Annotated in this window: 18 protein-coding genes; 12 read left to right on the forward strand and 6 right to left on the reverse strand. The window is 41.2% G+C overall.

The window, feature by feature from the left end:
* Positions 1–24 precede the first annotated feature (24 nt).
* The 3 genes from FHS59_RS12880 to FHS59_RS12890 form a co-directional block, all read right to left on the reverse strand.
* The gene (locus FHS59_RS12880) at positions 25–1,215 is read right to left on the reverse strand and encodes an efflux RND transporter periplasmic adaptor subunit (protein WP_184495538.1); all 1,191 of its coding nucleotides are present in this window, start codon (positions 1,213–1,215) and stop codon (positions 25–27) included.
* Between the two features lie 99 nt (positions 1,216–1,314).
* Positions 1,315–5,685 (reverse strand): CusA/CzcA family heavy metal efflux RND transporter, encoded by a 4,371-nt coding sequence (locus tag FHS59_RS12885; protein WP_184495539.1) that lies wholly within the window; start codon positions 5,683–5,685, stop codon positions 1,315–1,317.
* A gap of 137 nt (positions 5,686–5,822) precedes the next feature.
* Entirely contained in the window at positions 5,823–6,215 is a 393-nt protein-coding gene (locus tag FHS59_RS12890; RefSeq protein WP_184495540.1) for a hypothetical protein, read from the reverse strand.
* A gap of 215 nt (positions 6,216–6,430) precedes the next feature.
* Here FHS59_RS12890 and FHS59_RS12895 point away from each other — a divergent pair, with 215 nt between their 5' ends.
* The 9 genes from FHS59_RS12895 (at position 6,431) to FHS59_RS12935 (ending at position 19,894) form a co-directional block, all read left to right on the forward strand.
* Entirely contained in the window at positions 6,431–6,847 is a 417-nt protein-coding gene (locus FHS59_RS12895) for an HYC_CC_PP family protein (RefSeq protein WP_449355834.1), read from the forward strand.
* Positions 6,848–6,947: 100 nt separating this feature from the next.
* Positions 6,948–10,766 carry an efflux RND transporter permease subunit gene (locus FHS59_RS12900; RefSeq protein ID WP_184495542.1) on the forward strand — a complete coding sequence of 1,273 codons (3,819 nt, stop codon included), beginning with the start codon at positions 6,948–6,950 and terminating at the stop codon, positions 10,764–10,766.
* Positions 10,767–10,768: 2 nt separating this feature from the next.
* A complete protein-coding gene (locus FHS59_RS12905; RefSeq protein ID WP_184495543.1) occupies positions 10,769–11,998 on the forward strand; it encodes a TolC family protein in 1,230 nt (409 codons plus the stop codon).
* Between the two features lie 2 nt (positions 11,999–12,000).
* Positions 12,001–12,459 carry a DUF305 domain-containing protein gene (locus FHS59_RS12910; RefSeq protein ID WP_184495544.1) on the forward strand — a complete coding sequence of 153 codons (459 nt, stop codon included), beginning with the start codon at positions 12,001–12,003 and terminating at the stop codon, positions 12,457–12,459.
* Between the two features lie 54 nt (positions 12,460–12,513).
* A complete protein-coding gene (locus FHS59_RS12915; RefSeq protein WP_246388462.1) occupies positions 12,514–14,862 on the forward strand; it encodes a multicopper oxidase domain-containing protein in 2,349 nt (782 codons plus the stop codon).
* Between the two features lie 30 nt (positions 14,863–14,892).
* Complete coding sequence (locus FHS59_RS12920; protein ID WP_184495546.1) at positions 14,893–16,932, forward strand: copper-translocating P-type ATPase; 2,040 nt, start codon at positions 14,893–14,895, stop codon at positions 16,930–16,932.
* 72 nt (positions 16,933–17,004) lie between these two features.
* A complete protein-coding gene (locus tag FHS59_RS12925) occupies positions 17,005–17,613 on the forward strand; it encodes a DUF3347 domain-containing protein (RefSeq protein ID WP_184495547.1) in 609 nt (202 codons plus the stop codon).
* Between the two features lie 20 nt (positions 17,614–17,633).
* Complete coding sequence (locus tag FHS59_RS12930) at positions 17,634–18,056, forward strand: heme-binding domain-containing protein (protein ID WP_246388426.1); 423 nt, start codon at positions 17,634–17,636, stop codon at positions 18,054–18,056.
* A gap of 56 nt (positions 18,057–18,112) precedes the next feature.
* Positions 18,113–19,894, forward strand: coding sequence for an efflux RND transporter periplasmic adaptor subunit (locus tag FHS59_RS12935; RefSeq protein ID WP_184495548.1), 1,782 nt, complete (start codon positions 18,113–18,115; stop codon positions 19,892–19,894).
* 1,148 nt (positions 19,895–21,042) lie between these two features.
* On the opposite strand, the gene FHS59_RS12940 is transcribed toward FHS59_RS12935, so the two are convergent.
* From FHS59_RS12940 to FHS59_RS12950, 3 genes are all read right to left on the reverse strand, one after another.
* On the reverse strand, positions 21,043–21,672 hold the full coding sequence (locus tag FHS59_RS12940) for a hypothetical protein (protein WP_184495549.1): 630 nt from the start codon (positions 21,670–21,672) through the stop codon (positions 21,043–21,045).
* A gap of 198 nt (positions 21,673–21,870) precedes the next feature.
* Complete coding sequence (locus FHS59_RS12945) at positions 21,871–22,578, reverse strand: LytR/AlgR family response regulator transcription factor (protein WP_184495550.1); 708 nt, start codon at positions 22,576–22,578, stop codon at positions 21,871–21,873.
* Positions 22,575–23,573: a sensor histidine kinase gene (locus FHS59_RS12950; protein WP_184495551.1), complete on the reverse strand. Its 999-nt coding sequence runs from the start codon at positions 23,571–23,573 to the stop codon at positions 22,575–22,577. The genes FHS59_RS12945 and FHS59_RS12950 overlap by 4 nt, the downstream gene beginning before the upstream one ends.
* A 425-nt stretch (positions 23,574–23,998) precedes the next feature.
* Between FHS59_RS12950 and FHS59_RS12955 the strand changes: the two genes are divergently transcribed.
* From FHS59_RS12955 to FHS59_RS12965, 3 genes are all read left to right on the forward strand, one after another.
* Complete coding sequence (locus FHS59_RS12955) at positions 23,999–25,084, forward strand: alpha/beta hydrolase (protein WP_184495552.1); 1,086 nt, start codon at positions 23,999–24,001, stop codon at positions 25,082–25,084.
* A gap of 145 nt (positions 25,085–25,229) precedes the next feature.
* Positions 25,230–25,679: a nuclear transport factor 2 family protein gene (locus FHS59_RS12960; RefSeq protein ID WP_184495553.1), complete on the forward strand. Its 450-nt coding sequence runs from the start codon at positions 25,230–25,232 to the stop codon at positions 25,677–25,679.
* Positions 25,680–25,727: 48 nt separating this feature from the next.
* Positions 25,728–26,144: a nuclear transport factor 2 family protein gene (locus FHS59_RS12965; RefSeq protein ID WP_246388427.1), complete on the forward strand. Its 417-nt coding sequence runs from the start codon at positions 25,728–25,730 to the stop codon at positions 26,142–26,144.
* The last annotated feature ends 6 nt before the right edge of the window (positions 26,145–26,150 follow it).

Raw genomic sequence — 26,150 nt, forward strand, 5'->3', positions numbered from 1 at the left:
GTTAGCGTATTTTTCCTTTGTTTTTCAATGATGCCCACCTTCTTCTTCGCTGTTTTTAGCTTTTGAAAGCAGCGTAAAAGCCCCTTCAGTGACCAGCTTGATTTCCTCATCGTTTCTAGCGGAATCCAATAATGTAACCTGAGTGAACCCATCTTCTTTATTCCCCATCATTACTTCTATCATCTCATAATCATAAGCCGGCTGTCCATTTTCATCCCGCTCCCCCAAGTAGGAAAAAATAAAATGCTTCTCACCAAAACGTACTACAGCATCATCTGGTGCTACCAACGCTTTTTCTGTAGCGATTTCTATTTTGGCAGTCACATACATTCCTGGGAGCAAATCAGTATTCTTGCTGTCAAAATGACCATGAACCGTCACTGATCTATCTTTTCTGACTCCCTTACCTACCAAAAACACATGCGCCTCTCTCCATTCTTCATCCGTATTGGCAATGTTGAATTTGATGCGTTGATCCTTCTTAATTTTAGGAATATCATTTTCATAGACAGAAAGCTCCACATGCAAATCATCTGAATTGGTTAAATCCATGATCACATCCTGCGGACTGACATATTTACCAATATTGGTATAAACATCCAGCACCGATCCGGATACAGGCGAATAGATGTTTACCACGGATTTAATCTCTCCTGTTTCCACTTTCTCGGGATCAAATCCGATCATTTTTAATTTCGCCCTGGATGTCTTTATTCTGGCTTCATTGGCCAGAAAATTACTTCTTGATTCTTCAAAGGTTTTTCCGGAAGCCACTTGTTCACCATACAATTTCTCCTGACGCTCGTACTCAGATTTTAAAAAGGAACTGTTAGCCAGACTCTCTAAATAATCCTGCTGAAACTGAATGAATTCAGGGTTTTCAATGGATACAAGCAGTTGCCCTTTTTTGACAGCATCGCCCGGAAGAAGTGTGGTGTTTTTCACAAAACCTCCATAAGGCATGGTAATGGAAATGTTATTTTGCGGTGGGACATCAATCACCCCATTCACCATAAGTTCACTTCCAATTTCCTTGAATTCCAATTTACCCAGCTCGATCCCTGTCACCTCATATTGCGCTTGAGACAGTTCTACCCTGGATTCATTTTCTTCGTGCTCTCCCTGAATTTCAACACTTTCAACTTTTGAATTACAGGAAGCTATAAAGCCTGCTATTGTTAAGGCAAATAGGCTGTTTATGATATATTTTTTCATTTTATAAGATTTTTAGAAATGGTATTATGGAATCGTGAAATGTTTAAACTCATTCTTCTATGTGACTTTTTAGTCATGCTCGATTTCATATTTTCCATTTTAATTGATACCAGATATGAATTCAATCTGAATGAGTGTCTGATTGGATTTGTCGAGCAAATCCAGATAATCAAAACTTACTGATAAACTTCTGTTTAACCCTTGAGTATATTCCACATAACCGATTGCACCGCTCTGGAAGCCCCTTTGAGATTGATTTAGAATGAGTTCAGCCTGTGGCAGAGCATTCGATTCATAAAAAGCCAAACTTGTCTGGTATTTTTCGTAATCCAGAAGTAAAGAAGCCAAGTGATTTTCAAGCTCGTTGGTAAATGCCGCTTCTTCCTGTTCTGCTTCAGCTATCCTTATGGATTTGGATTGAATGGTTGCGGACTGCGATTTCAGGCTGAAAATCGGAATTGCCAACCCAACCTGAAAACCATCGAATCGATCTTTAGAGGTGAAGAATTCCGGATTACCGGCCATAGTTTCACCCGGGCCATTAAAGGATTGATTGAAATATCCCAGTTTAATATCAGGCATCAACCTTGATTTTTCCACTGACTTTTCCTTTTCTGCAATTGTAATCTGCTGTTGAACCCAGGCTAATGTAGGATTACCATCCAAGCTTAATGAAGTTAAGGACACCTCAGAAAGCTTTTGCTCAAGCTTACCCAAATTAGGTTCGATAGCAGCATCTGAGTTTAAAAGCATTTTCAGCCTTCTCAAGTTAATCTCAACATCTGCCTGATTCTGTGCCAATAATGCTTCAATTTCAGCCACTTGTGCTTCGGCTGTTGCCTTTTCAAGCAGGTTGGTTTCCCCTGCCTCAAAGCGTAGGGTGGCAGCTGATGCAAACCGGGAATAAATACTATCCTGTCTGAGGAGCAGATTTCCCTTTTCCTTTGCTGCCCATAACGCATACCATGTTGACTTTACAGCTCTGATAAGTTCATTTTTACTCATTTCAACGGCCAATTCCCCAGAAGTTACTTTGGCCTCAGCCAGTCCATTTTGTCTGCTATAAGTAGTCGGAAATTCAAAGGTTTGTGAAACCGAAAAACGGGAATCGTTGGTAAATGCGCTGTTGGTCTGACCATACTCCATATCCACAGCAGTTTTGCCAATATTCCAGCTAGCCCCCTTTAAAGCCCGCTGCTGCTCCAACCTGAGCGATTCTGCTTTGACATTGGGATTGTTTTCCAGTGCCAGTTCTATTGCCTGATCTAAGGAAGAAATTCGTTGAGTTTCCTGAGCAAAAGTCGGGATACTTATAACAGCCAGAAACGTGATGGCGAGCAATCCTACTTTTCGGGTGGGTATTCTGAATCCTTTTTCGAAATAATAATACAAAACAGGTAGGACCACCAAAGTCAGAATTGTGGCAGTGATTAGCCCACCGATGACTACCGTAGCCAATGGTTTTTGAACCTCAGCCCCACTTGAAGAAGAGAGTGCCATAGGCAAAAAGCCCAAGGATGCTACAGAAGCGGTCATAATCACGGGTCTTAGTCTGGTACGTGTACCTGAATAGATTCGCTCAAATATATCCGTCATGCCTTCTTTTTTCAGATGGTTAAATTCGGCTATCAATACAATACCATTGAGCACCGCTACTCCGAAAAGTGCGATAAACCCTATTCCTGCAGAAATACTAAAAGGCATTCCACGTAGGGTCAAAGCGAAGATCCCACCAATGGCGGAAAGCGGTATCGCAGTAAATATCAATACACTTTGTTTGATAGATCCGAAAGTGAAGAAAAGTAAAACGAAGATGAGTAAGAGCGCCAGAGGAACGGCAATACCCAGTCTGGCTTTGGCCTCAATAAGATTCTCAAATTGTCCGCCGAATGTGACAAAGTAACCCGTGTCGAAATTCACAGCATTGTCAATTTTAGCTTCAATTTCATTGACTATACTTTCCACATCCCTATTTCTCACATTGAAAGCCACCACAATTCTCCGTTGGGTGTCATCCCGCTGAATCTGATAAGGTCCTTCTTTCACGGAGACTTCTGCTACTTGGTACAGCGGAATCTGATCTCCATTTGCTCGGGCAATAAATAAATTTTGAACATCTTCCAGTTCATTCCTTTTGGTCTGGTCAAGTCTGATCACTAGATCAAATCGCTTTTCCCCTTCGTAAACTTTTCCAGCGGAAGCCCCGGCAAAAGCTGCCTGAATTGAACGGTTTACTTCCTTGATGCTTAAGCCATATTTTGCCAATTGTGCCCGTTTATAATCGATGACGATTTGCGGCACTCCTGTCACTTCTTCTACATAAATATCCTCCGCCCCTTCTACACCTCTCGCTATCTGACCTATCTGATTGGCATATTCAGAAAGTCGGTTTAAATCCTCTCCGTATATTTTTATTGCCACATCCTGGCGAACGCCGGACATCAATTCGTTGAAACGCATTTGAATGGGCTGCTGGAAACCAAAGTTGACGCCTGGCAGGACCGCCAACGCTTCGGACATTTTATTCGCTAAATCTTCTCTGTTAGTTGCTGTAGTCCACTCACTTTTATCCTTTAAGACAATCATCAAATCAGCTGCTTCCACAGGCATCGGGTCGGTGGGAATTTCTCCTGCTCCAATTTTTGATACTACTTCAACTACTTCCGGGAATTGATCCAGTAGAATCTTTTCTGCCTGAGTTGTTGCCTTTATAGTATTCTGAAGAGATGACCCCGTAACTACACGTGTTTCCACCGCAAAATCTCCTTCCTCAAGGGTTGGGATAAACTCTCCACCCATCCGGGAAAAAACCCATCCTGAAATCAGTAATAATAACAAGGCGATACTCATTATTATACCTCTATGATGCATAGCCCACCGGATGGAAGGGTCGTAGAAACCATGGAGAAAATTCATGATTTTGTCAGAGATATTGGGCTTGCTGCTCAGTTTTTTACTCAGAAAAAGAGCTGAAATCATTGGCACATAGGTAAGAGAAAGAATAAATGCGCCAAGAATTGCAAATGCAACTGTCTGAGCCATAGGCCTGAACATCTTGCCTTCTGTGCCGACCAATGCTAGAATCGGGAGGTATACTATAAGAATGATGATTTCACCAAAAGCGGCTGAATTTCGGATTTTGCTTGCAGATAGGAATACTTCCTCGTCCATTTCAAGCTGGGTCAGCTTTCTTTCTTTTTTCAACAATCCTAAATGATGCAAGGTCGCCTCAACGATAATCACAGCACCATCTACAATCAACCCAAAATCTATCGCTCCCAGGCTCATCAGATTCCCCGACACTCCAAATAAATTCATCAATGAGAAGGCAAATAATAACGCAAGCGGGATGACTGACGCCACTATTAGACCCGCTCGTAAATTCCCCAGTAACAGCAAAAGAACAAAAATAACAATCAGTGCTCCTTCTATTAGGTTCTTTCTAACCGTGCCTATTGCGTTATCCACCAACTTTGAGCGATCTAGAAACGGTTCTATGGTTACTCCTTCTGGAAGTGTGTTTTTTATTTCAGCAATTTTTGCTTTCACATTATCGATAACTTCTGCTGAATTTTCTCCCTTCAGCATCATCACAATTGCGCTGACAACTTCTCCTTCGCCATTTCGGGTAGTTGCCCCATACCGTACAGCACTTCCCAGCTGGACATTAGCTACATCTTTTATCAATACCGGAATGCCATTTTCATTAACTCGAACTGGGATATTCTTGATATCATCAAAAGATCCCACTAGTCCTTCGCTCCGTATGAATAGTGCGGTTAGGTTTTTCTCAATGTATGCCCCACCGGTATTTTCGTTGTTATCTTCAAGCGCCTTAAAAATATCTGCGATCGAAACATTTAAAGATTTCAATCTGTCCGGTTCAATTGCTATTTCGTATTGCTTAAGGTAACCTCCGAAACTGCTCACATCTGCAACACCAGGTGTACCAAGTAGCTGTCTTCTTACAATCCAATCTTGGATAGTTCTCAGTTCTCTCGCATCGTACTTATCTTCATAGCCTGGTTCCACACCGACTACATATTGATAAATCTCGCCAAGACCTGTGGTGATCGGAGCCATTCCGGGAGCTCCAATACCTGGAGGAATTTGTTCTTTGACTTCGGACATCCGTTCATTGACCTGTTGTCTTGCCCAATAGACATCCACATTTTCCTCAAAGACAATAGTAACTACCGAAAGTCCGAAACGGGAAAAGCTTCGGATTTCTTCTATGTCGGGAATAGTTGCCATTGTGATTTCAATGGGAAATGTAATAAGCCGCTCAACTTCCTCAGCAGCCAGAGAGGGAGAGGTAGTGATTACCTGAACTTGATTATTGGTAATATCAGGAACAGCATCAATGGGAAGCTGAGTAAGTGAATACCCTCCCACAATGACTAATCCTATGGTAAGTAGGCCGATAATCAGTTTATTATTAACTGAAAACCGGATTATATTATCCAGCATAAGGAATTAATTTTTATGAAATGAAATGAAATGGAAATGGGCACAGGTGCCCTTAGAAAAAACTGAGCACAACAGATTTGATCAGTCAGTTGAAAAGAGCTGATCGAAAAGGGTAAATCTGGTGTGAAACGGGAAATTTAGCTCCTAGGAGGCTGAAAGAGTTCACCTAAAACCGGTGAAGTAAAAAGAAAGGTATAGTAAGTCGCTGGCTCTATTTTTTCATTAAAAGACCGGACTACAGAAAAATCATTTATTAAAGAGAAATAGATGGGAGCGTGTGAACAGGTATGACTACCATGAAAAGGTAAATTTTCATGACTTTCTTCATCATGGCTGGTATTGTTTGATCCATGATCAATATAATCTTCTACTACGAATTCAAATACGGAGTCGTCATGCAAAACTTTATGCTCCCCAAAATGTGAAAGTAAAAACGGGATTTTTTGAATCTGACAACATAGATCTAAATTCATCGATAGCATCCCCAAAAGGAGCAAAGCAATAAAAGATCTGTTTCTTATCAGTTTCATATTCTGCAAATCTATAAAATAAAGTAGTGCAAGGCTATTGCACAAAAACGCTAATCCCAGATTCAAGTGATAAGGCATAGCTACGACGCAATCTGAGCAAGGGAGGATTTTTTTTGTCTTTTCTTATCAGCGGTAACCTTATTTGGATTATTACGTATTTTAGAATTCAATTGGATTTATTTTCATTCTCATGTGAAAAGCCTATAATTGTAATAGTGAAGAAATCATTTTCCATAGTTTTAGCATTCTTACTTCTTTTCGCAAACATCGGTTTGGCGAAGAGCAGCCATATATGCATGGGATCTGAGATGTTAAATGCAATTGGCCTTTCAGCAAAAAATTTGGATTGCGGAATGAAACATCAATCGGAATCTCCTTCGAGTGATCAAGGAGGTTTAAGCAATGCTGATGAATGCTGCCAAAATAGTTTCGAACTCGTTCACAATGACAGTGATCAGAATCTTAAAGTAATACACTTCGACGCTGCCCAACTTATTTTTGTAGCAGCTTTCACCCAAGTATTTATTTTCGGAATTGACCCAGTTACTTCAACTGAATATTCCAACGTATTTATATCTCCCCCTGCGATTGATAAGGACTATACTGTTCTTTTTCAATCTTTCTTGATTTAATCCGGATAGGTAAACTTAGGTCTTGCAGACCGCCTTTTTCTATGAGCTCAATTGCTTGTAGCAAAGTTTATCCAGTATTCCATTTTCTTAGGATTATTTCATGCTTAACTCAATTATCAAGTATTTTCTTGAAAACAAATTAGTTACAGTTCTTTTGCTTATCGCTTTGATAGCTTGGGGAATTGTGACAGCTCCCTTCGGTTGGAAAGTAGGTTCGCTTCCATCAGATCCTGTCCCCGTTGATGCCATTCCTGACATTGGCGAAAACCAACAAATTGTTTTCACCCAATGGCCAGGTAGATCTCCACAGGATATTGAGGATCAAATCTCCTACCCACTTACTACCTATCTATTAGGAATTCCTGGAGTAAAGTCCATCCGTAGCTCTTCTATTTTCGGCTTTTCCAGCATATACATCATCTTCAATGAAGACACAGAATTCTATTGGTCTAGATCAAGAATCCTGGAAAAACTCAGTTCATTACCTGCAGGATTGCTTCCAGAGGCAGTTCAGCCAGGCCTGGGTCCTGATGCCACTGCTCTAGGCCAGGTTTATTGGTACACACTGGAAGGAAGAGATGAGCAAGGCAATCCGACCGGAGGATGGGATCTTCACGAGATAAGGACTGTTCAGGACTTCTTTGTTAAGTATGGCTTAAACGCCGTGGAAGGCGTTTCGGAAGTGGCTTCAATCGGTGGATTTGTACAGGAATATCAGGTAGATGTAAATCCCGACGCGCTTAAAGCCTATAATATTCCCTTAATGAAAGTCATGGAAGCTGTAAAGCAATCCAATAGGGACGTAGGTGCCAAAACCATAGAAATTAACCAAGCAGAATATTTAGTGCGCGGTTTGGGCTATATCAAAAAGGTAGAGGACTTAGAAGAGGCGGTGGTTGCAGTGGAACAAAACGTTCCGATCCGGATAAAAGACATTGGCGTGGTAAGCCTAGGACCAGCCAACAGAAGAGGACTTTTAGATAAAGACGGAGCTGAGGTAGTCGGCGGTGTAGTAGTCGCGCGATACGGATCTAATCCTCTTCAGGTTATCAACAATCTGAAAGAGAAAATCACAGAAATAGCTCCTGGCCTCCCAAAAAAGACCTTAGCCGATGGTCGTATTAGCCAGTTGACCATTGTTCCATTTTACGATAGATCTACACTGATTCAGGAAACCCTAGGCACCTTGGAGGAGGCGCTTTCTTTGGAGATTCTGATTACTATTCTGGTTGTGATTGTGATGGTCTATAACCTGCGAGCATCTATTCTGATTTCAAGCTTATTACCAATTGCAATTCTGATGGTTTTTATAGCGATGCGCTATTTTGGGGTAGATGCAAATATTGTAGCTCTATCTGGAATAGCTATCGCCATCGGTACGATGGTGGATTTGGGGATAATCCTTTCAGAAAACATTATCAAGCACATCGATGAAGCTCCTCCAGAGCAGAAGTTGGTCACGACCATTTACAAAGGATCATCAGAGGTAGCCACTGCAATCCTTACCGCTGTGTCCACCACTATTGTGAGTTTTATTCCGGTTTTCACAATGGAGGCTGCCGAGGGGAAATTATTTGGACCTTTAGCCTATACCAAGACTTTTGCACTTATAGCAGCATTGATCGTATCCTTGCTTATTCTGCCAATGTTGGCTCATGTGTTCTTTGGTTTCAAAATCAAAAATCGGCGAAATAAGCTTCTAGGAAATGCATTGTTGTTAATTCTAGGAGTAGGAGCACTGATTTACGGCTACACTTGGGCAGGAATTATGTTGTTACTATTTGGCATTATTTCCTTCGCCAAATTTTATGTAGAGAAAAAGACTGTTGAAATCCCGAGGCGCATTCAGCCAATTTATAACCAATTGGAAATCATCCTGGCAATCCTTGGGGTAGTTTGGCTTTTGGCCACTTACTGGTTACCACTTGGTGCCTCACATTCCCTGTTCTCAAATGTGATTTTCGTCGCTGTTCTGGTAATTCTGATACTGGGAGCTTTCTCTTTATTAGAATACAATTACAAGCGGGTCTTGACCTGGTGTTTGGATAATAAAGCAGTATTCTTAACAATCCCTGCACTACTGATTTTATTGGGAGGCACGATCTGGCTTGGATTCAATACCACCTTCGGTATAATTCCAAAAGCAGCTAGCCTGATCGGGTGGGATATAAAGTCCAGTAAACCTTGGTCGAGTATAGCTCATACTTTCCCAGGTATGCAAAAGGAATTTATGCCTTCCCTGAATGAAGGCAGTTTCCTACTGATGCCAACCGCCATGCCGCATTCCGGCATAGCTTATAACAGAAAAATTATAGGTCAGCTGGATATGCTGTTGACCAATATTCCTGAAGTGGATCTCACTGTTGGCAAACTTGGTAGAGCTGAATCAGCTTTGGATCCTGCACCGATCTCTATGTATGAGAATATCATTAATTATAAACCAGAATATCTTCTCAATGAAAAGGGCCATAAACAGCGGTTTAAAATTGACGAGGAAGACCGATTCATTTTTACCACGGGGGATACCCTTTCCAACCAAGATGCAATCGCACAAAATAAGCCTGCCAAAAACTTAATTCCTGACGAGGAAGGCATGTATTTCCGAAACTGGCGGGAACACATCAAATCTCCAGATGATATATGGAAAGAAATCATCGCAGTTACCAAAATACCGGGAATCACTTCCGCTCCTAAATTACAACCGATAGAAACCAGATTGGTCATGCTCCAAACAGGTATGCGAGCACCAATGGGTATTAAAGTATATGGACCTGATCTACAGACTATAGAGAACTTTGGTATTCAACTGGAAAACATCCTGAAGCAAGTTCCATCCGTCAAAGAGGAAGCAGTTTTCGCAGACAGAATCGTCGGAAAACCTTACCTGCATCTAAACATCAACCGAGAAAAAATCGCGCGATTTGGGCTGACTATAGAAAATGTACAGCAAACTATAGAAACGGCTATTGGTGGCATGAACATAACCACTACAGTGGAAGGCAGAGAGCGTTTTCCTGTGCGTGTTCGCTATCCAAGAGAATTGCGCGATGACCCTGAAAGCTTGACTAAGATCTTTGTTCCAACTCCTACCGGAGCTCAAATTCCTTTAGGGCAACTCGTGGATTTTGAGTACAAACGTGGCCCTCAAGCCATCAAAAGCGAAGAGACTTTCTTGGTCGGGTATGTGCTTTTTGACAAAAGAGACGGGAATTCTGAGGTGACCGTGGTTGAAGATGCACGACAGTTGATCCAAAGCAAAATTGATTCAGGGGAATTGGATGTGCCCGCAGGAATTACCTACAAGTTTTCTGGTAGCTATGAAAATCAGGTTCGTGCTGAGAAACGGCTGAGTATCATCGTTCCGGCAGTATTGGCCATCATCTTTTTGATTCTGTATTTCCAATTCAAATCTGTCACTACTTCCCTGATGGTATTCACAGGAATAGCCATGGCCTTCAGTGGGGCATTTATCACACTTTGGTTTTATGGACAAGGATGGTTTGCTGATTTTGATCTCTTCGGCACCAATATGCGAGACCTGTTCCAGGTTCACCAGATCAATCTAAGTGTGGCAGTCTGGGTGGGCTTCATCGCGCTTTTTGGTATTGCCACTGATGATGGAGTGTTAATGGCCACATATCTGGATCAAAGTTTTGAACGAAATAAAACTGATACTCCAAAAGGGATACGAATGGCTATTGTGGAAGCAGGTCAGCGAAGAATCAAGCCCGCCGTGATGACTTCAGCTACCACGATCATCGCACTGCTACCTATTTTAACCTCTTCGGGAAGGGGATCGGACATCATGATTCCTATGGCTATTCCAGCCTTTGGAGGTATGATCGTAGCAGCTATCACCTACTTTATTGTACCAGTTCTTTACTCCATTCGGGAAGAACGAAAACTTAAAAAAAGCTGACAATGAAAACTATCATCATATCATCCCTTTTGTTTCTCGGAGTATTCTGCTCTGCAGCTTCCCAAAGCTTGGAAGATTATTTTCAGCTAGGAGCAGAAAATAACCCAGGGCTTCAGGCTAAATACAAAGCATTTGAAGCTGCCATGGAAAAAATCCCACAGGTTGGATCACTACAGGACCCCAATTTATCTTTTGGCTATTTCCTTTCTCCTGTAGAGACTCGTGTTGGGCCCCAAAAAGCAAGGTTTTCATTGACACAAATGTTCCCATGGTTTGGGACACTGCGTGCACAGGAAGATGCAGCTGCATTGATGGCTGAAGCGAAATACCAAGAATTTCTAGATGCTAAAAATCAATTATACAGTCAATTGGCTACGGTGTATTTCCCACTGCAAGAGTCTCATGAGCTGATTGCTCTGGAGGAAGAGAATCTAAGAATTCTTCGCACCTATTATAGTCTGGCTACTTCCAAATTTGAAAACGGCCAAGGGAGTCTAGCCGATGCACTACGGGTGGATATTATGATTCAGACTTCAGAAACAAATTTGGAGGTACTTCATAAGAAAATTCAATCTACCAACTCCTGGTTCAACTCACTGCTTTCTAGACCACATGACAGCGAAGTACCCATAAGTGAAAAATTAAATATTTCAGTACAGGATCGAATGATTCTCCCTGATTCCATCCAGTCCAATCCCATGCTGGAAAGTCTGGATTTGAAAATTCAGGCAAGCGAAGCGAATGAGCGTGTAGCCCAAAAACAAGGTATGCCCAAGTTAGGTGCAGGTTTGGACTATGTACTTGTGGGCGAGCGAGAGGATATGGTGGTCGCTGACAATGGTAAAAATGTACTCATGCCTATGGTGACAATGAGTCTTCCCATTTTCCGTGGAAAATACAAAGGGGCCCAAAAAGAAGCTCAGCTGATGCAGGAATCCTATTCACTGGAAAAAGAGGAGCTTACCAATAGGCTATACGGGTCTTATTACCGCTACTCCTTTGATATGAAGATACAAGATGATTTGCTCCTTCTCTATGACAGACAAATCAAAACCACCGAACAGACCTTGGACTTGCTGTACAATTCCTATAGCAATTCAGGGAGGGATTTTGAGGAGGTTTTGAGAATCCAGCAGCAATTACTCGAATTCCAAAAAATGAAATTAAAAGCCATAGTGACATACAATACTTCCCTGGCACAAATCAATTATCTAACCGCTAAAACCTACTAATTATGAAAAGCAAAAGCTATGTAAAATTCGCAGCAATGATGGCAGTTTCATTCGTCATTATGTATGCAGTCATGTTTTTGAATGCAGATCTTTTCGAGCATGTCATGCTCAGTACCACCAGAACCTATATGACCATTTTGATGATTGCTCCTATGGCAATCTCCATGATGTTATTTATGTGGGGAATGTACGAGAACAAAAAAGTCAACTACCTGATCCTAGGCTCCGCGCTGATCATCTTCATAGGCACATTGACTATGCTAAGAAATCAGACTTTGATCGCAGATGTGCAGTGGATGAAAGCAATGATCCCACATCACTCTTCAGCAATCATGGTAAGCCAAAAAGCGAATCTTCAAGATCCAGAGGCTCAGAAACTGGCGCAAGATATCATTGAGGCCCAAAAGCGGGAAATAGCCCAGATGCAGGATATGATAAAAAGACTGGAGGCTAAAAAGTAACAAGATATGATAAAGCTAAACCAATTACCTCATCTAATCACATTGCTTTCCCTTATGGTTGTAACCATGGCGACTGGTTATTCCCAAGAGATACCGACGGATACTTCGACCTATACACTTACTTTAAAGCAAGCAATGGTCTCGAAGGCAGGAAAGCCTGTCGCTGCAATGACGGTAAATGATGGAATTCCCGGGCCAACTCTGCGATTTATAGAAGGAGGCTATGCTGTAATCTATGTCAAGAATGAAATGGACGAAGAGACTTCTGTGCATTGGCATGGCATCTTATTGCCAAATTTCTTCGATGGAGTACCCTATTTGACAACACCCCCCATCAAGCCGGGTGAAACTCAGAAATATGAGTTCCCACTGAAACAAGCTGGCACCTATTGGTATCATTCCCATACCATGCTCCAGGAACAAAGTGGAGTGTATGGTTCTATTGTGATTGAACCTAAGGAGGAAACATTATCCTATGATTCAGAATTAGTGATTGTTCTTTCTGATTGGACTAATCAAAAACCCCAAAACGTATTACGGAATCTCAAGCGCGGTAACGAATGGTACAATATCAAAAAAGGAACTGCAACTCCTTTGAATCAGGTGATTAGTCGAGGCGGATTTGGTGCTCAGCTTAATTTTTGGAAACAACGAATGGAAAGTGCGGATATCGCAGATATCTATTACAATGCATTCTTGAATAATGGGGAAACCACTACTGAATATCCAGATTTTAGCCCTGGAGAAAAAGTGCGTGTGCGTTTCATCAATGGTTCAGCTTCCTCTCAGTTCTGGCTGACTTTCGGAGGTAAGGATCCATTACTTGTCTCAGCCGATGGCCTGGACGTGGTGCCTATCGCTCACAATAAAACTTTTATCGCTATTGCAGAAACCTATGATTTTATAGTTACGATCCCACAGCAGGGCAAATTGGAAATCCGTGCAACTGTGCAAGATGGTTCTGGACAAACTTCCACCTTCTTAGGAAAGGGAGATATTATTTCTGCTCCTGCTGTTCCCCGACCCGATAAAATAGATATGATGATGAAAATGGCGAAAATGGACATGAAAATGGGTGCTCCTGCTATGAAATTTAAGCCATCTGAGGAGGATCCCAAAGAAATGATGGACAAGTGGGGAATGCAGATGGGTGATGAAATGAATATGGGTGAAATGGATCATTCAAAAATGAATTCCACAGACATGGGCACGGATCATTCCCAAATGATGGACAAGAAAAATCGCACTGATTCTACTAGTAAACCTTCTACGAAAAGCATGGACCATTCCAACATGAACCATAATGATCCCATGGATAATTCGATGCAGATGAATGACAAGATAGAAATGGGGACATCAATGGATAAAACACCGGGCATGGACATGTTTGCTGAGTACAATTATGACTACCTCAAGTCCCCTGAGAAGACCAGCTTTCCCACCGGCCGACCTGTTAATGAAGTACTACTGAATCTTACAGGAAATATGTGGAGATATATATGGAGTATGAATGGAGTCCCTCTTTCAGAAGCTGATAAGATCAAAATTGAAAGTGGAAAAGTAACTCGAATTACTTTAAACAATCTTACGATGATGCATCATCCCATGCACCTACACGGGCATTTCTTCCGGGTGATCAATGATAAAGGAGAATATTCACCGCTAAAGCATACCGTAAATGTACCTCCAATGCAAAAGATCACTATAGAATTTGAAGGGACTGAGGAAGGTGATTGGTTTTTCCATTGTCATGTTCTCTATCACATGATGGGTGGTATGGCACGCGTGTTCTCTTACGACACCCCACGTGATCCAAGATTGAAAGGCTTTCCTTTAAAAAAACTCCTCCATGAAACAGACGACCTATTTAATTGGGGGACGGCAGAAGTTTCTTCTCAAATGCTCGGACTGAACCTGATGTCATCCAATATCAGAAATCAACTGAACCTGAACTTAGAATATGGATACAACCAGAATTTTGAGGCAGAAGTAAGTTACGAGCGATACCTCTATGATTATTTCAGAGTCTTTGCCGGGGTAAACATGGAAAATGAAATCGAAAAAAGCCTGGATGAAATCAGCACAACGGCCGTGATCGGTATTCGATTCCTAACTCCATACCTATTCAATCTCGATGTAAGAATGGACAGTAAGCTGAGACCAGAATTCCGGATAAGCAGAGAGATTATGGTCTTCCCTCGCACCACCATCTTCGCAAATTATGAATATCAAATGGATTTTGGGTGGACTGATACCCTTCCTGAATCCGGAGAAAACTCAAATTATAAGGGAGAAACTACTTGGTCTGCCGGAGCTAGCTATATCCTTTCCAGAAATTTCTCATTGATGGGACTTTATGATAACCGTTTCGGTGCTGGTGGGGGCTTAACTGTCAGATTTTAAGCATTCAATTAAAACTAAAAGAGCTACACTATGGATCATTCACATCACAGCAGTACGCAACATGCCTCTCCTCATAAGGAAAAGCATGAAATGAAAGGAATGGAAGGACATGATCACAGCATGCATCATATGCATATGATCGAAGATTTCAAAAAACGATTTTGGATTTCATTAGTGATCACCTTACCAATAGTAGTCCTTGCACCGATGATTCAGAGCCTTGTAGGGTATGAATTCAGATTTGACGGTGATAGATACCTACAGTTTGCACTTTCATCAATAGTCTTTTTTTACGGTGGCTGGCCTTTCTTAATCGGCATGGTCGATGAATTGAAAAAGAGGAAACCAGGTATGATGACCCTGATAGCATTGGCTATTTCGGTAGCCTACTTCTATAGCTCCGCAGTGGTATTTGGCTTATCAGGAAAAATGTTCTTTTGGGAGCTCGTCAGTTTAATCGACATCATGTTGCTGGGGCATTGGATAGAAATGAAATCTGTTATGGGCGCATCAAATGCCTTGCAAGAACTTGCAAAGATGATGCCCTCCGAAGCAAGGAGAATTAAGGACAATGGAGAATCCGAAGATGTACCCATTGCAGAGCTAAAGTCTGGAGACACCATTCTGGTGAGGCCAGGTGAGAAAATCCCAGCTGACGGACAGGTTCTCGAAGGAAGCAGTCATGTAAATGAATCCATGCTTACCGGGGAGTCCAAGCCTGTAGCCAAGCAAAAAGACGATGAAGTAATAGGTGGGTCAGTAAATGACAACGGTGCGCTGAAAATAATGGTGAAGCACACCGGTGAAGATTCGTATCTGTCCAAAGTAATCGGGTTGGTGACAGAAGCGCAAAAGACAAAGTCAAACACCCAAAATTTAGCAGATAAAGCAGCGGGATGGTTATTTTACATCGCTTTGGCAGCAGGGATTATCACGCTGGTAGTATGGTTAAGTTTAGAAAAAGACTTCAATTATGCGCTGGAGCGAATGGTAACTGTTATGATAATCTCCTGTCCCCACGCATTGGGACTGGCAGTACCATTGGTCGTTGCGATTTCCACCTCTGTATCGGCCAAGCATGGCTTATTGATTCGCAACAGGACAGCTTTTGAAAACTCTAGAAAACTGACCACCATCATATTTGATAAGACTGGAACCTTGACAAAGGGGGAATTTGGAGTGACTCGATTCAAAAGTGTAAATGCAGAAACTGACGATCAAGAATTACTTGCCATCGCAGCTGCTCTTGAAAATAATTCTGAGCATCCTATAGCTGCTGGAATAGTTAGGAAATCCAAAGAACTAGATCTGAAACTTGACAAGGCAGAAAACTTCCAGAATATCACTGGAATGGGTATAGAAGCTAATCTCAATGAAAAAGAAATCAGCATTTTAAGCCCTGGAGGATTAAAACAAAAAGGAATCGAACAACCAGAAGGAGCTTTTAAAACAGAAGACGAAACTGTGGTTTTTGTTCTTTCGGATGAAAAACTAATCGGCTTCATCGCATTGGCAGATGAAATTCGAGAGGAATCCAAAGAGGCAATAGATACCCTCAAAAAGCAAGGGATAAAAGTTCTTATGGCAACAGGGGACAATGAAATAGTTGCAAAGGCTGTAAGTGAAACGCTGGGTTTGGATGGCTACTATGCCGAGGTAATGCCAGAAGACAAGCAAAAGATTATTAAAAACCTTCAGGGGAAAGGTGAATTCGTCGCAATGACCGGAGATGGAGTGAATGATGCACCTGCTTTGGCTCAGGCAGATGTGGGAATCGCAGTGGGCTCAGGAACTGACGTTGCTGCTGAAACTGCCGATATCATTTTGGTCAATAGTAATCCAAAAGACATTGCCAATTTAATCCTTTTCGGGACGGCCACTTACAGAAAAATGATGCAGAATATCTGGTGGGCGGCAGGCTACAATATCGTGGCAGTACCTCTGGCTGCAGGAGTATTAGCAGGTGTAGGAATTATTCTTAGCCCTGCAATCGGTGCAGCTTTGATGAGCCTCAGTACTGTGATCGTAGCACTTAACGCACAATTATTAAAAAGACAAATTAAATCCTAAATAAACGTGCTTTACTTATAATTCCCTGTGAGCAACTAAATCAATTAAGTAACCAATTTAAAATTCAAAATTATGAAAACTCAAAAATCAATTTTATCGCTGGCACTCATTGCCGGACTGGCAATTTCCCTTATCGCCTGTGGAGAGAAAAAACTAGATGACCACGCTGAAGGATCAGAAGAACATAACCATAAGGCTATGTCTGAAACTATAGAAAATATGGATCAAGAAATGACCATGGCCGGAACTGCTTCTAAAACAGAACTTATTAACGAATACTTGGAAATTAAGAAAGCTCTAAGTGCCAACAACAAAGAGGATGCTGCCAAAGCAGCATCCAAACTTGCTGAAAATGCCAAAACGATCTCTTTCGATCAGGTATCTACTGATAATAAAACAACTGTAAATGAAATTCTTGAAGTTATTCAAAAACACAGCGAACACATTGCCAAAAGTGAAATGGATCATCAGATTGAACATTTTCAGGCCATGGGTAAGGATTTTGAAGATCTACTGGCCATTGTAGGTTCGGACAGAAAACTTTATGAGCAATACTGCCCAATGTACAATAATAATGAGGGGGGTATGTGGCTGAGTGATTCAGAAGAAATTGTTAATCCTTTGTTTGCTGGAAAGATGCAAACCTGTGGTTCTGTTAAAAAAGTAATTGACGTCGGGTGAAAAAGGCAACCTTGGTTTACTTGTTTATACTCATAATTGTATTGGTGGGAATTCAATTCATTCCCACCAACCACAATCCAAACATACCTGCAGGTCCAGATGACTTTCTGATTCTCAATAATACCCCAGTCCAGATAGGAAAGATGCTTAAAACATCGTGCTACAACTGTCATAGTGAACAGATCAACTACCCTTGGTACAGTAATTTTCAGCCAGCAGGCTGGCTATTAGATAAGCATATCCGAGAGGGAATGGCAGAGTTAAATTTCTCAGAATTTGGTAATCTATCTGGGCGGATGAAAAAGATGAAATTGGAAAGTATGATCAAACAAATTGAGCAAGAAAAAATGCCTATCCCTTCTTATACACTGATTCACAGAGATGCAATATTGTCTGATTCTGAACGGAAGGAGCTTACAACTTATTTAAAAACTCTGAATTAACCCTAAAATCTACATATGGAGAGGCCTCTTGGATAGATTAAAAATAGATCGCAAAAATGAAAAATATACTCAATAACAAGCTTGTAATGCTTGTCACCGTATTGGTGGTAGGAATAGCTGTAGGCTGGCTGACTAAACCAGATACAGCTCCGAACATGGAAGTGGATGAACATGATCATGTAGAATCGATTGCAGGAATACCTATTACGTACACATGCTCCATGCATCCTCAGATAAGACAGAATGAACCAGGTGATTGCCCTATCTGTGGAATGGATTTGATCCCTCTGGAAAATGAAAATGCAGAAGCTGACCCAATGGCTATCACAATGTCTCCTACTGCTATGCAATTGGCAGGTATCCAATCATTGGTCGTTGGAAATTCTTCAAGTGACAAGTCAATAAGGCTCAATGGAAAGATCCAAGCTGATGAACGCCAAAACTATACCCAGTCAGCCCATATTTCTGGGAGAATAGAAAATCTGACAGTTAACTTTACAGGAGAGTATGTTAAAAAAGGTCAGACTTTAGGACAACTCTATTCTCCGGAATTGGCTACAGCTCAAGAGGAATTGTTTCAGGCTCAGAAAATTAAAGATTCTCAGCCTGCACTTTTCGCTGCTGCAAAATCAAAACTGAAAAACTGGAAATTAACAGATGGTCAAATTGATCAAATTCTGGCAACAGGAAAAGTAACTGAACAGGTACCAATTTTAGCTAATGTTTCTGGATACGTGACTGAGAAAATGGTGAATCTGGGTGATTATGTAAACCGTGGAGAGCCTATCTATCAGATCGCTGATCTCAGCAAAGTTTGGGTGCTGTTTGATGTTTATGAGTCAGAATTACAATGGATTAATAAAGGTGATGAGATTGAATTTACTGTGCAGTCACTTCCAGGAGAGACTTTTACAGGAAAGGTTAGCTACATAGACCCCATGGTCAATCCTCAGACTAGAGTTGCGAAAGCAAGGCTGGAACTGAGCAATTCTAACCTGAAGTTCAAGCCGGAGATGTTTGTTTCAGGAAAAGTTGAGAGTGAAGGTTCCTCAAAGGATAATAGCATTGTGGTGCCAAAAACTGCGGTAATGTGGACTGGAACCCGTTCAGTAGTATACGTTAAGACAGCTACCAATCAGTCCGTAACCTTCCAACTGAGAGAAGTGACTCTAGGCCCGGCTCTGGGGGATCATTATCAAATAGAATCGGGGTTGTTGCCAGGAGAAGAAATAGCAGTGAATGGCACATTCAGTATAGATGCCGCTGCCCAATTGGCAGGAAAACCAAGCATGATGAGTCCTGATGGAGGTTCAGCAATGTCTGGGCATAATCATGGCGGTATGGCAATGCCTGTTTCAAATACCTCAGCTACTGCAAATCCCGAATTCATATCTCAAGATGCTAAAAATGTGTTAAAGCCTCTTTTTGATAGCTATTTTGAGTTAAAAGATGCCTTGACCCAAGATAAGTTAACAGCCTCTTTGAACTCCGCAAGGAAAATGAAATCGATCATTTCAAAAGTAAACATGAGCAAATTCAAAGGTGAATCCCATATGAGTTGGATGAAATATGAAAACAATCTTAAAACCCATCTTGATAAGTTTGTTGAGCAAAAATCACTTGATGAGGTGAGAAAAAACTTCCTTAATATTTCTGATGAAATGGTATCAATGGCAGAGAAATTCCATCCCTATCCTTCAAAAATATATGTTCAACATTGTCCTATGGCAGATAGTAATAGAGGCGCAGATTGGTTAAGTCTCCAGGATAAAGTAGTCAACCCATATTTCGGCCCTTCCATGCTTAGCTGTGGGGAAGTAATTAAAATAATCGACTAATTGCACGAATCCAACTTGTTAAAAATCAATTTTTATTCGTACACCTCGTACACCTCGTACCCCTCGAACCGTACGAATTTTACGAGGTGGAAATGAGAGTCAAAACCATTCAAATGAATTCAATTCTGAAAAACGCTAAAACATTCAAATATGCAGAAATTTCAAAGGTTCATTTTCTGATTTAGACCATACAGAAAACAGGTTCGTTTTCTGCTTTTCACATCAAAAAGAAAAAAGATCATTCAAAAACCAAAAACACAAAATGGGGTTATACGGCGATTAGGGCTACATTTGAAGGGGTTCAAAATGATACGATTCAAATAAATTTAAAATAGTAAAAGCAAAATGAACCTGTCCCAGTTTTTGTCCCAGTTTTTCTATAACTGACTGAAAAACAGACTAAGTTTGTAGCGCTGTTCCCGCTACTAAACAATTAGTTGATCGTTTTACGGTCAACTTTTTGTGTTTTATATGGTTTCTGATGCAGGTTGTGGATTCAAATCGATTCCAGTTGGTTTTGGATGACTTAATTCTGTCCCAGAATTTGTCCCAGTTTTTGTCCGCTTTTAAAACTGATTTATCCTTCAGTTTTTTAGTAAGTTGGTTGAAGTCCAAATGTCCGATACTTTGTGAATGTAAAAAAGACAAAATCTAAACTATTCGAATAGATTCAATTTTGCTGAAATGAAAATTCTGAATTTTTTAGAAAAATAGCGATTAAGAGTTAGCTCTTATTTGGAGTCTAGTTTTTTTCTTTTTGACCGAATGAACAGGATGTAAATATTTCATACTCTAGGCTATAACAAAAAGAGGGAATGGGTTTTCTTCTCTCAATGACCAATCATAGCAATGAAGCTGATGGAGACTGTTCCTAAAAATTTTATTACTGACCACATAAACAGATACTTTACTTAAATGGCTACAAAACTAGTTTACGTTCACTCTTCAAAATTGGGTTTTGAAAATGTAAATAAGTAAAGTTGTTTTTATATAAAAAATTTTTATAAAAAGACTTTTGAAGTATTACCTCATTCTTAATCTTTATCATGAGATAGGCTTAGTATTAGAAGGAGCAAACTGAACGAGATTTTGATTTAACTCTAGCTTACTTAACTGACTTAAGATTTTTAAGGGTTGTTTTTAATCTTTTACTCATTCGGAGCCACAGCTCCATTTTCAATCCAGGTCAGCCATGCTTCTTTAAATTCCTCATAGCTTAAGGGGGGCAAAGCTCTATCCCCTCCCATAGTCCAGCCTTCTTTTACAAGTCCATCATCAGCGTGCGCTTTCAAGGCCTCCATATCCTTATGTCCATTTCGCTCAGGATCAACTAACTGAAGTGCAAGCTCTCTGGGAGATTTACCTTCAAACACCATTTTCATATCCGCAGGCGGTAAATGCCATTCAGGGTTTCCAGGAGGGGTATGCTCTCCGGGAACACCTTCGGGTGCGTGACAATTGGAGCATTTGAGTGTCAATATACCTTTGCCGTCTAAACCCCTCATTGGCGACATAGCATGTAGTTTTTGCTCGTCTCCCTGTAGCGGAATATCTCCTGCTGGGTGGCAGTTCATACAGCGAGGGCTCATCAGGACTTTATATACATCCTCAAAAGCCTCCAGAGACTTAACCTCCTCAGCTTTCAACTCGGTTGATGTAGTATTTAGCCTATTTTTAAAGGAATATCCTGAGAAAATCAACAATCCGGCCAGGACTAAATTTGAAATTAGCAGCAGCCTGTTCTTGGCAATTTTACTGAAATCTTTGATGTCTTTCATAGTAAACAGTGGTTTATTACAGTTAAATTATACAAGAGTTATTCCTAGTAGAATATTCAGGTTGACAGTCTTTTATCCTGTAAAAACCCAGGTATCAATCCTATTTATAGGGAGAAACAATCGCTAACACCGAAAATATTTCCCCACTTTAAAACTCACTAAACTAGCCCATTAGTCATCAAAAAGTATCCGGATCACTTACAGCAACTTCCTGTCTCCCAATTTTTTGAAAAATTCATCCCTATAATTCCTGCTGATCGGGTATAGCTCTTTTCCTATCAAAACCTCATTGGACTGCACTTCATCTATATGTCGCATATTGATAATGAAGGAGCGATGAATGCGTACAAATTCCCCTGGCAAAGCATTGGCTATGCCAGTTAGAGAAACCAATGACATCACTTTCCGTGTCGGAGTGATTATCTTGATGTATTCCCGCTGGGCTTCTATGGCCTGAACTTCTGAATAGAGAAATTTCACAATTCTCGTATCGGTCTTAAGAAAAAAGTAATCAAGTTTCTCGGTTGTCTCTTCAGCAACTACTTGAACTGATAGGTATTCAACAGCTTTATCAATAGCTTTTCTAAAACGCTCAAAAGATACCGGCTTTACCAGGTAATCAATGACGTCCAACTCATACCCCTTTACCGCATATTCCTCATAGGCTGTTACAAATATTGTGAGCGGTTTATCTTTTAATTCATTCAGCAAATCCATGCCCGTCATCAGTGGCATCCGGATGTCCAGTAATAGGATATCCACCGGATTTTCCTTCAGGAACGCCAAAGCCTCCTCTCCATTGCTACACACTCCTGCCAGATCCAGACTACCTACTTTGGACACATAATCCGAAAGCAGTTTCCTTGCTGGCGGCTCATCATCTACGATTAGGATTTGGTAGTTCATTTTAGGTCTATGGTTAGTTTCACTTCAAAAGAGGTGAGCTGCTGATCCATGATTAACTCATGTTTATCGGGATAAATCAGGTTAAGCCTCTTTTTAACATTAGACAGCCCTACCCCACTTTCCTCTTCGGCGGTTTTGCGGGCATCGATCACATCATTTTTAATATGGAAAAAAAGCTGATCATTTGCATCGACATGTAGCTTGATTTCTATTGTTCCATCAATGGTATTTCCGTGTTTGAAGGCATTTTCCAAGAAAACCAAAAAGATCAAATGGGCGATCTGATGACTGTCTCTCACTCCCTTATGTTTGAAAATGATTTTGGGTTTCTCATCCAGCTTGAGCCTCCAAAGCTCTATGAAATTCTCCATAAAGGAGATTTCTCTGGCAAGCGAAACAAACCTTCCCTGATCTTCATAGAGCATATGTCGCATCATCTCGGAAAGTTTCATGATTGCAGGAGCAGTATTGCTGTCGCTGAAATAAGCCATGGAATAAATGTTATTCAGCGTATTAAACAGGAAATGCGGACTCAGCTGAAGCTTGAGAAACTTCAGTTCAGAAGCCAGTTGGCTGTTTCGGAGTTCTATTGCATTTCTCTGAGCCGAAATCATACTTGCAAAAAACCAGATAACGGTCGTGATCAGATAAAAACCAAGAGCCGGAACTGCCCTTATAAAATACGTGTAGGTTACAGACATATGGGTCATTCCGAGAAGGCTCACCCTCAAAAGAACAATGATTACCACCAAAGCGATAGACGCTAAAATGTAGGCAGAATACCTTCCTTTTTTATAAATACGCGGCAGGAGTATATAATAATTGATGTAGGCTATAGACGAAGAAGTCAACACATCTGAGATCACCGCCTTCCACACATCGTTAGGTGATCTAATCCAGTTGCTGAGCGAAGCAAATAATATCGCCCCATAGCACATCCAGAAGAGGACATGCAGCGCATAAAAAACCGGACGCGATACGAGATTATTTTTCATTTTTGAAATTTAGGATTTTAAATGACACCAAATCCCAGAGATCATCCAATTGACACGTGTGATCTACAGAATACCACTTTTATCCAATAAGTGGTAAAATATTCCGATCTAGATACCGGGAGAAAACGCCCTCGGTACTGACTTTTCTGTAAAGGTGCTGATGCAATCAAAAGCAAAGTAAACACTAGTGGGCAACTTATAGGAACTGCCCCAGAAAGGGGAGAAATCAAAAAACCACTTTTCATTCGTAGATCAAATCTGTCATTTGGGTGATTGATCTCTGCTGTCTATTGATTTTCCGCAAACCGTAGGAATATTTTTCGTCTCTTAGTTGTGTATAAAAAGGTTTACAAGTTTCGGCAGAGCCATTTCAACATCCGATTCATAGCCTACTACAAGATTCAGAAACATACCGACTTATAGTCATGTTCAAAATTAGAATTCTACATTTCATCCTAGCACTTAGCACTGTTTCCCCAGCTTTTGGCCAGAAAGGATCTATTGTATTAGAAGACCAGGGAAGTTTTGCAGTGGGAGGAAAAGTAATCACTGCTCCGGGTGCGTTTCACCCAATAGAAGATGGAGCTTTTAATCCATCGAACCAAAGTTCCGCCGGACAGACGCTTCATGGAGACCATGCCTATGTATTTTACCAAATTCCTGAAAAATCAAAGGAACTCCCTTTGGTGTTTTGGCATGGCTACGGTCAGTTTTCCAAAACCTGGGAAACAACCCCCGATGGAAGAGAAGGCTTTCAAAACATCTTCTTACGCAAGAAATATCCTGTTTACCTCATCGACCAACCCAGACGGGGAAGAGCTGGGCGGAGCACTGTTCCTGGAACCATTTCTGCATCACCTGATGATCAACTTTGGTTTGGGATTTTTCGCCTGGGAGTAGGCACAGAATTCTATCTGGGAGTTCAGTTTGATAAAAGTCCAAAAACGCTGGATCAGTTTTTCAGACAAATCACGCCGGATACCGGACCTATTGATTTTGATGCAAATACAGAGGCTGTCACTGCCCTTTTTGACCAAATCGGTGATGGGATTTTGGTCACCCATTCCCATAGTGGCGGACAAGGATGGCTTACAGCATTAAAGTCACAACATATTAAAGGAATAGTCTCCTATGAGCCCGGAAGCAATTTCGTTTTCCCTGAAGGCAGTGTACCAGATCCAATCCCTTATGTAGGAGGAACATTGCGTGCAGTTGGTGTACCAATGGATGAATTCGAAAAGCTGACCCAAATCCCTATTGTAATTTATTACGGAGACTATATCCCGACCGAACCGGTAGAAAACCCAGCCCAAGAACAATGGCGGGCTGCCCTGCAAATGGCGAAACGCTGGACAGAAACAGTAAACGAACATGGTGGAGATGTCACCTTGGTACATCTGCCGGAAATCGGCATCAAAGGAAATACCCACTTTCCATTCTCTGACCTAAACAATCAGCAAATAGCCGACTTGATGTCCGAATGGCTCAAGGAAAAAGGCATCAATAAATAAACATCAACTAATTAAAAAATAAAACCATGAAATCGAGCATGACTTACGAATCACATAATTAGTTGGTTATAAAGTCTGCGAGATTCCATCCCGTATCCTTCGTCACGGGACAGGTTATGACCATTTAAAATCAAATCACAATCATATGAAAAAGTACCTATCCATCCTTACTCTCCTCCTATTGAGTGTTTCATACACTTTTGCCCAGTCCGCCGAAGAGCAGGCCATCAAAAAACTCTCCATGGACAAGTGGCAATGGATGGCGGATAAGGATGTAGCCAAACTGGAGAAACTCTTTGACGACAAAGCCAAATTTGTCCACATGAGCGGAAGCTGGAAAAAAGACCGTGAACTGGAAATCATCGAGTCTGGAAGTATCTGGTACAAAAACGCAGAAGTCCATGATACAGCCATTGAGATTTCTGAAAACACCGCGGTGGTCTGGAATAGAATCACTTTGACAGCCCATGTTAGAGGCAACGATGTGGTCACAGAATTTACGGTGACCGAAGTTTATCAAAAGCAGGGTGAAGACTGGAAAATGTTGGTTTTGACATTCAGTAGTGTTAGAGACACACACGAGATTGAACATTAATCCTATATCCAAACAACTATGAAAAAGACAATTCTAGCATTCTTCTTAATGTTCTCCGCAATACAATTCTCCTTCGGGCAAGACGAGGCGACCAAACAAGAAATCATCGAGCTTTCTAAAACCAAATGGCAGTGGATGGCAGATAAAGAAGCCGATAAACTCGCCGAGCTTTTTGACGACAAATCAGTTTTTGTGCATATGGGCGGTGCCTGGGGCAAAGAGCAAGAAGTCAACATCATCCGCAGTGGCGGGATCTGGTATAAGAAAGCGGATATCCATGAAGTGTCAGTTGAAATCATCGATAACACCGCTATTCTACTAAACCGCATCACATTGATCGCCGAAGTCGGTGGAAATGAGGTAAGCAATCCATTTGAAGTCACTGAGGTTTACATCAAAAAAGCAGATGGCTGGAAATTGGGATCCCTGTCTTTCACAAAACTGATGGGACCTGGGGATCGGTAAAAATAA

This window comes from Algoriphagus iocasae (genome assembly GCF_014206875.1).
In the GTDB taxonomy this organism is placed as follows: domain Bacteria; phylum Bacteroidota; class Bacteroidia; order Cytophagales; family Cyclobacteriaceae; genus Algoriphagus; species Algoriphagus iocasae.

Excerpts from the sequence above, each read along its gene's own strand:
- FHS59_RS12880 (WP_184495538.1), bottom strand. The coding sequence starts at position 1,215 with ATGAAAAAATATATCATAAACAGCCTATTTGCCTTAACAATAGCAGGC.
- FHS59_RS12885 (WP_184495539.1), bottom strand. The coding sequence starts at position 5,685 with ATGCTGGATAATATAATCCGGTTTTCAGTTAATAATAAACTGATTATC.
- FHS59_RS12890 (WP_184495540.1), bottom strand. The coding sequence starts at position 6,215 with ATGAAACTGATAAGAAACAGATCTTTTATTGCTTTGCTCCTTTTGGGG.
- FHS59_RS12900 (WP_184495542.1), top strand. The coding sequence starts at position 6,948 with ATGCTTAACTCAATTATCAAGTATTTTCTTGAAAACAAATTAGTTACA.
- FHS59_RS12905 (WP_184495543.1), top strand. The coding sequence starts at position 10,769 with ATGAAAACTATCATCATATCATCCCTTTTGTTTCTCGGAGTATTCTGC.
- FHS59_RS12910 (WP_184495544.1), top strand. The coding sequence starts at position 12,001 with ATGAAAAGCAAAAGCTATGTAAAATTCGCAGCAATGATGGCAGTTTCA.
- FHS59_RS12915 (WP_246388462.1), top strand. The coding sequence starts at position 12,514 with ATGGTTGTAACCATGGCGACTGGTTATTCCCAAGAGATACCGACGGAT.
- FHS59_RS12920 (WP_184495546.1), top strand. The coding sequence starts at position 14,893 with ATGGATCATTCACATCACAGCAGTACGCAACATGCCTCTCCTCATAAG.
- FHS59_RS12925 (WP_184495547.1), top strand. The coding sequence starts at position 17,005 with ATGAAAACTCAAAAATCAATTTTATCGCTGGCACTCATTGCCGGACTG.
- FHS59_RS12935 (WP_184495548.1), top strand. The coding sequence starts at position 18,113 with ATGAAAAATATACTCAATAACAAGCTTGTAATGCTTGTCACCGTATTG.
- FHS59_RS12940 (WP_184495549.1), bottom strand. The coding sequence starts at position 21,672 with ATGAAAGACATCAAAGATTTCAGTAAAATTGCCAAGAACAGGCTGCTG.
- FHS59_RS12945 (WP_184495550.1), bottom strand. The coding sequence starts at position 22,578 with ATGAACTACCAAATCCTAATCGTAGATGATGAGCCGCCAGCAAGGAAA.
- FHS59_RS12950 (WP_184495551.1), bottom strand. The coding sequence starts at position 23,573 with ATGAAAAATAATCTCGTATCGCGTCCGGTTTTTTATGCGCTGCATGTC.
- FHS59_RS12955 (WP_184495552.1), top strand. The coding sequence starts at position 23,999 with ATGTTCAAAATTAGAATTCTACATTTCATCCTAGCACTTAGCACTGTT.
- FHS59_RS12960 (WP_184495553.1), top strand. The coding sequence starts at position 25,230 with ATGAAAAAGTACCTATCCATCCTTACTCTCCTCCTATTGAGTGTTTCA.
- FHS59_RS12965 (WP_246388427.1), top strand. The coding sequence starts at position 25,728 with ATGTTCTCCGCAATACAATTCTCCTTCGGGCAAGACGAGGCGACCAAA.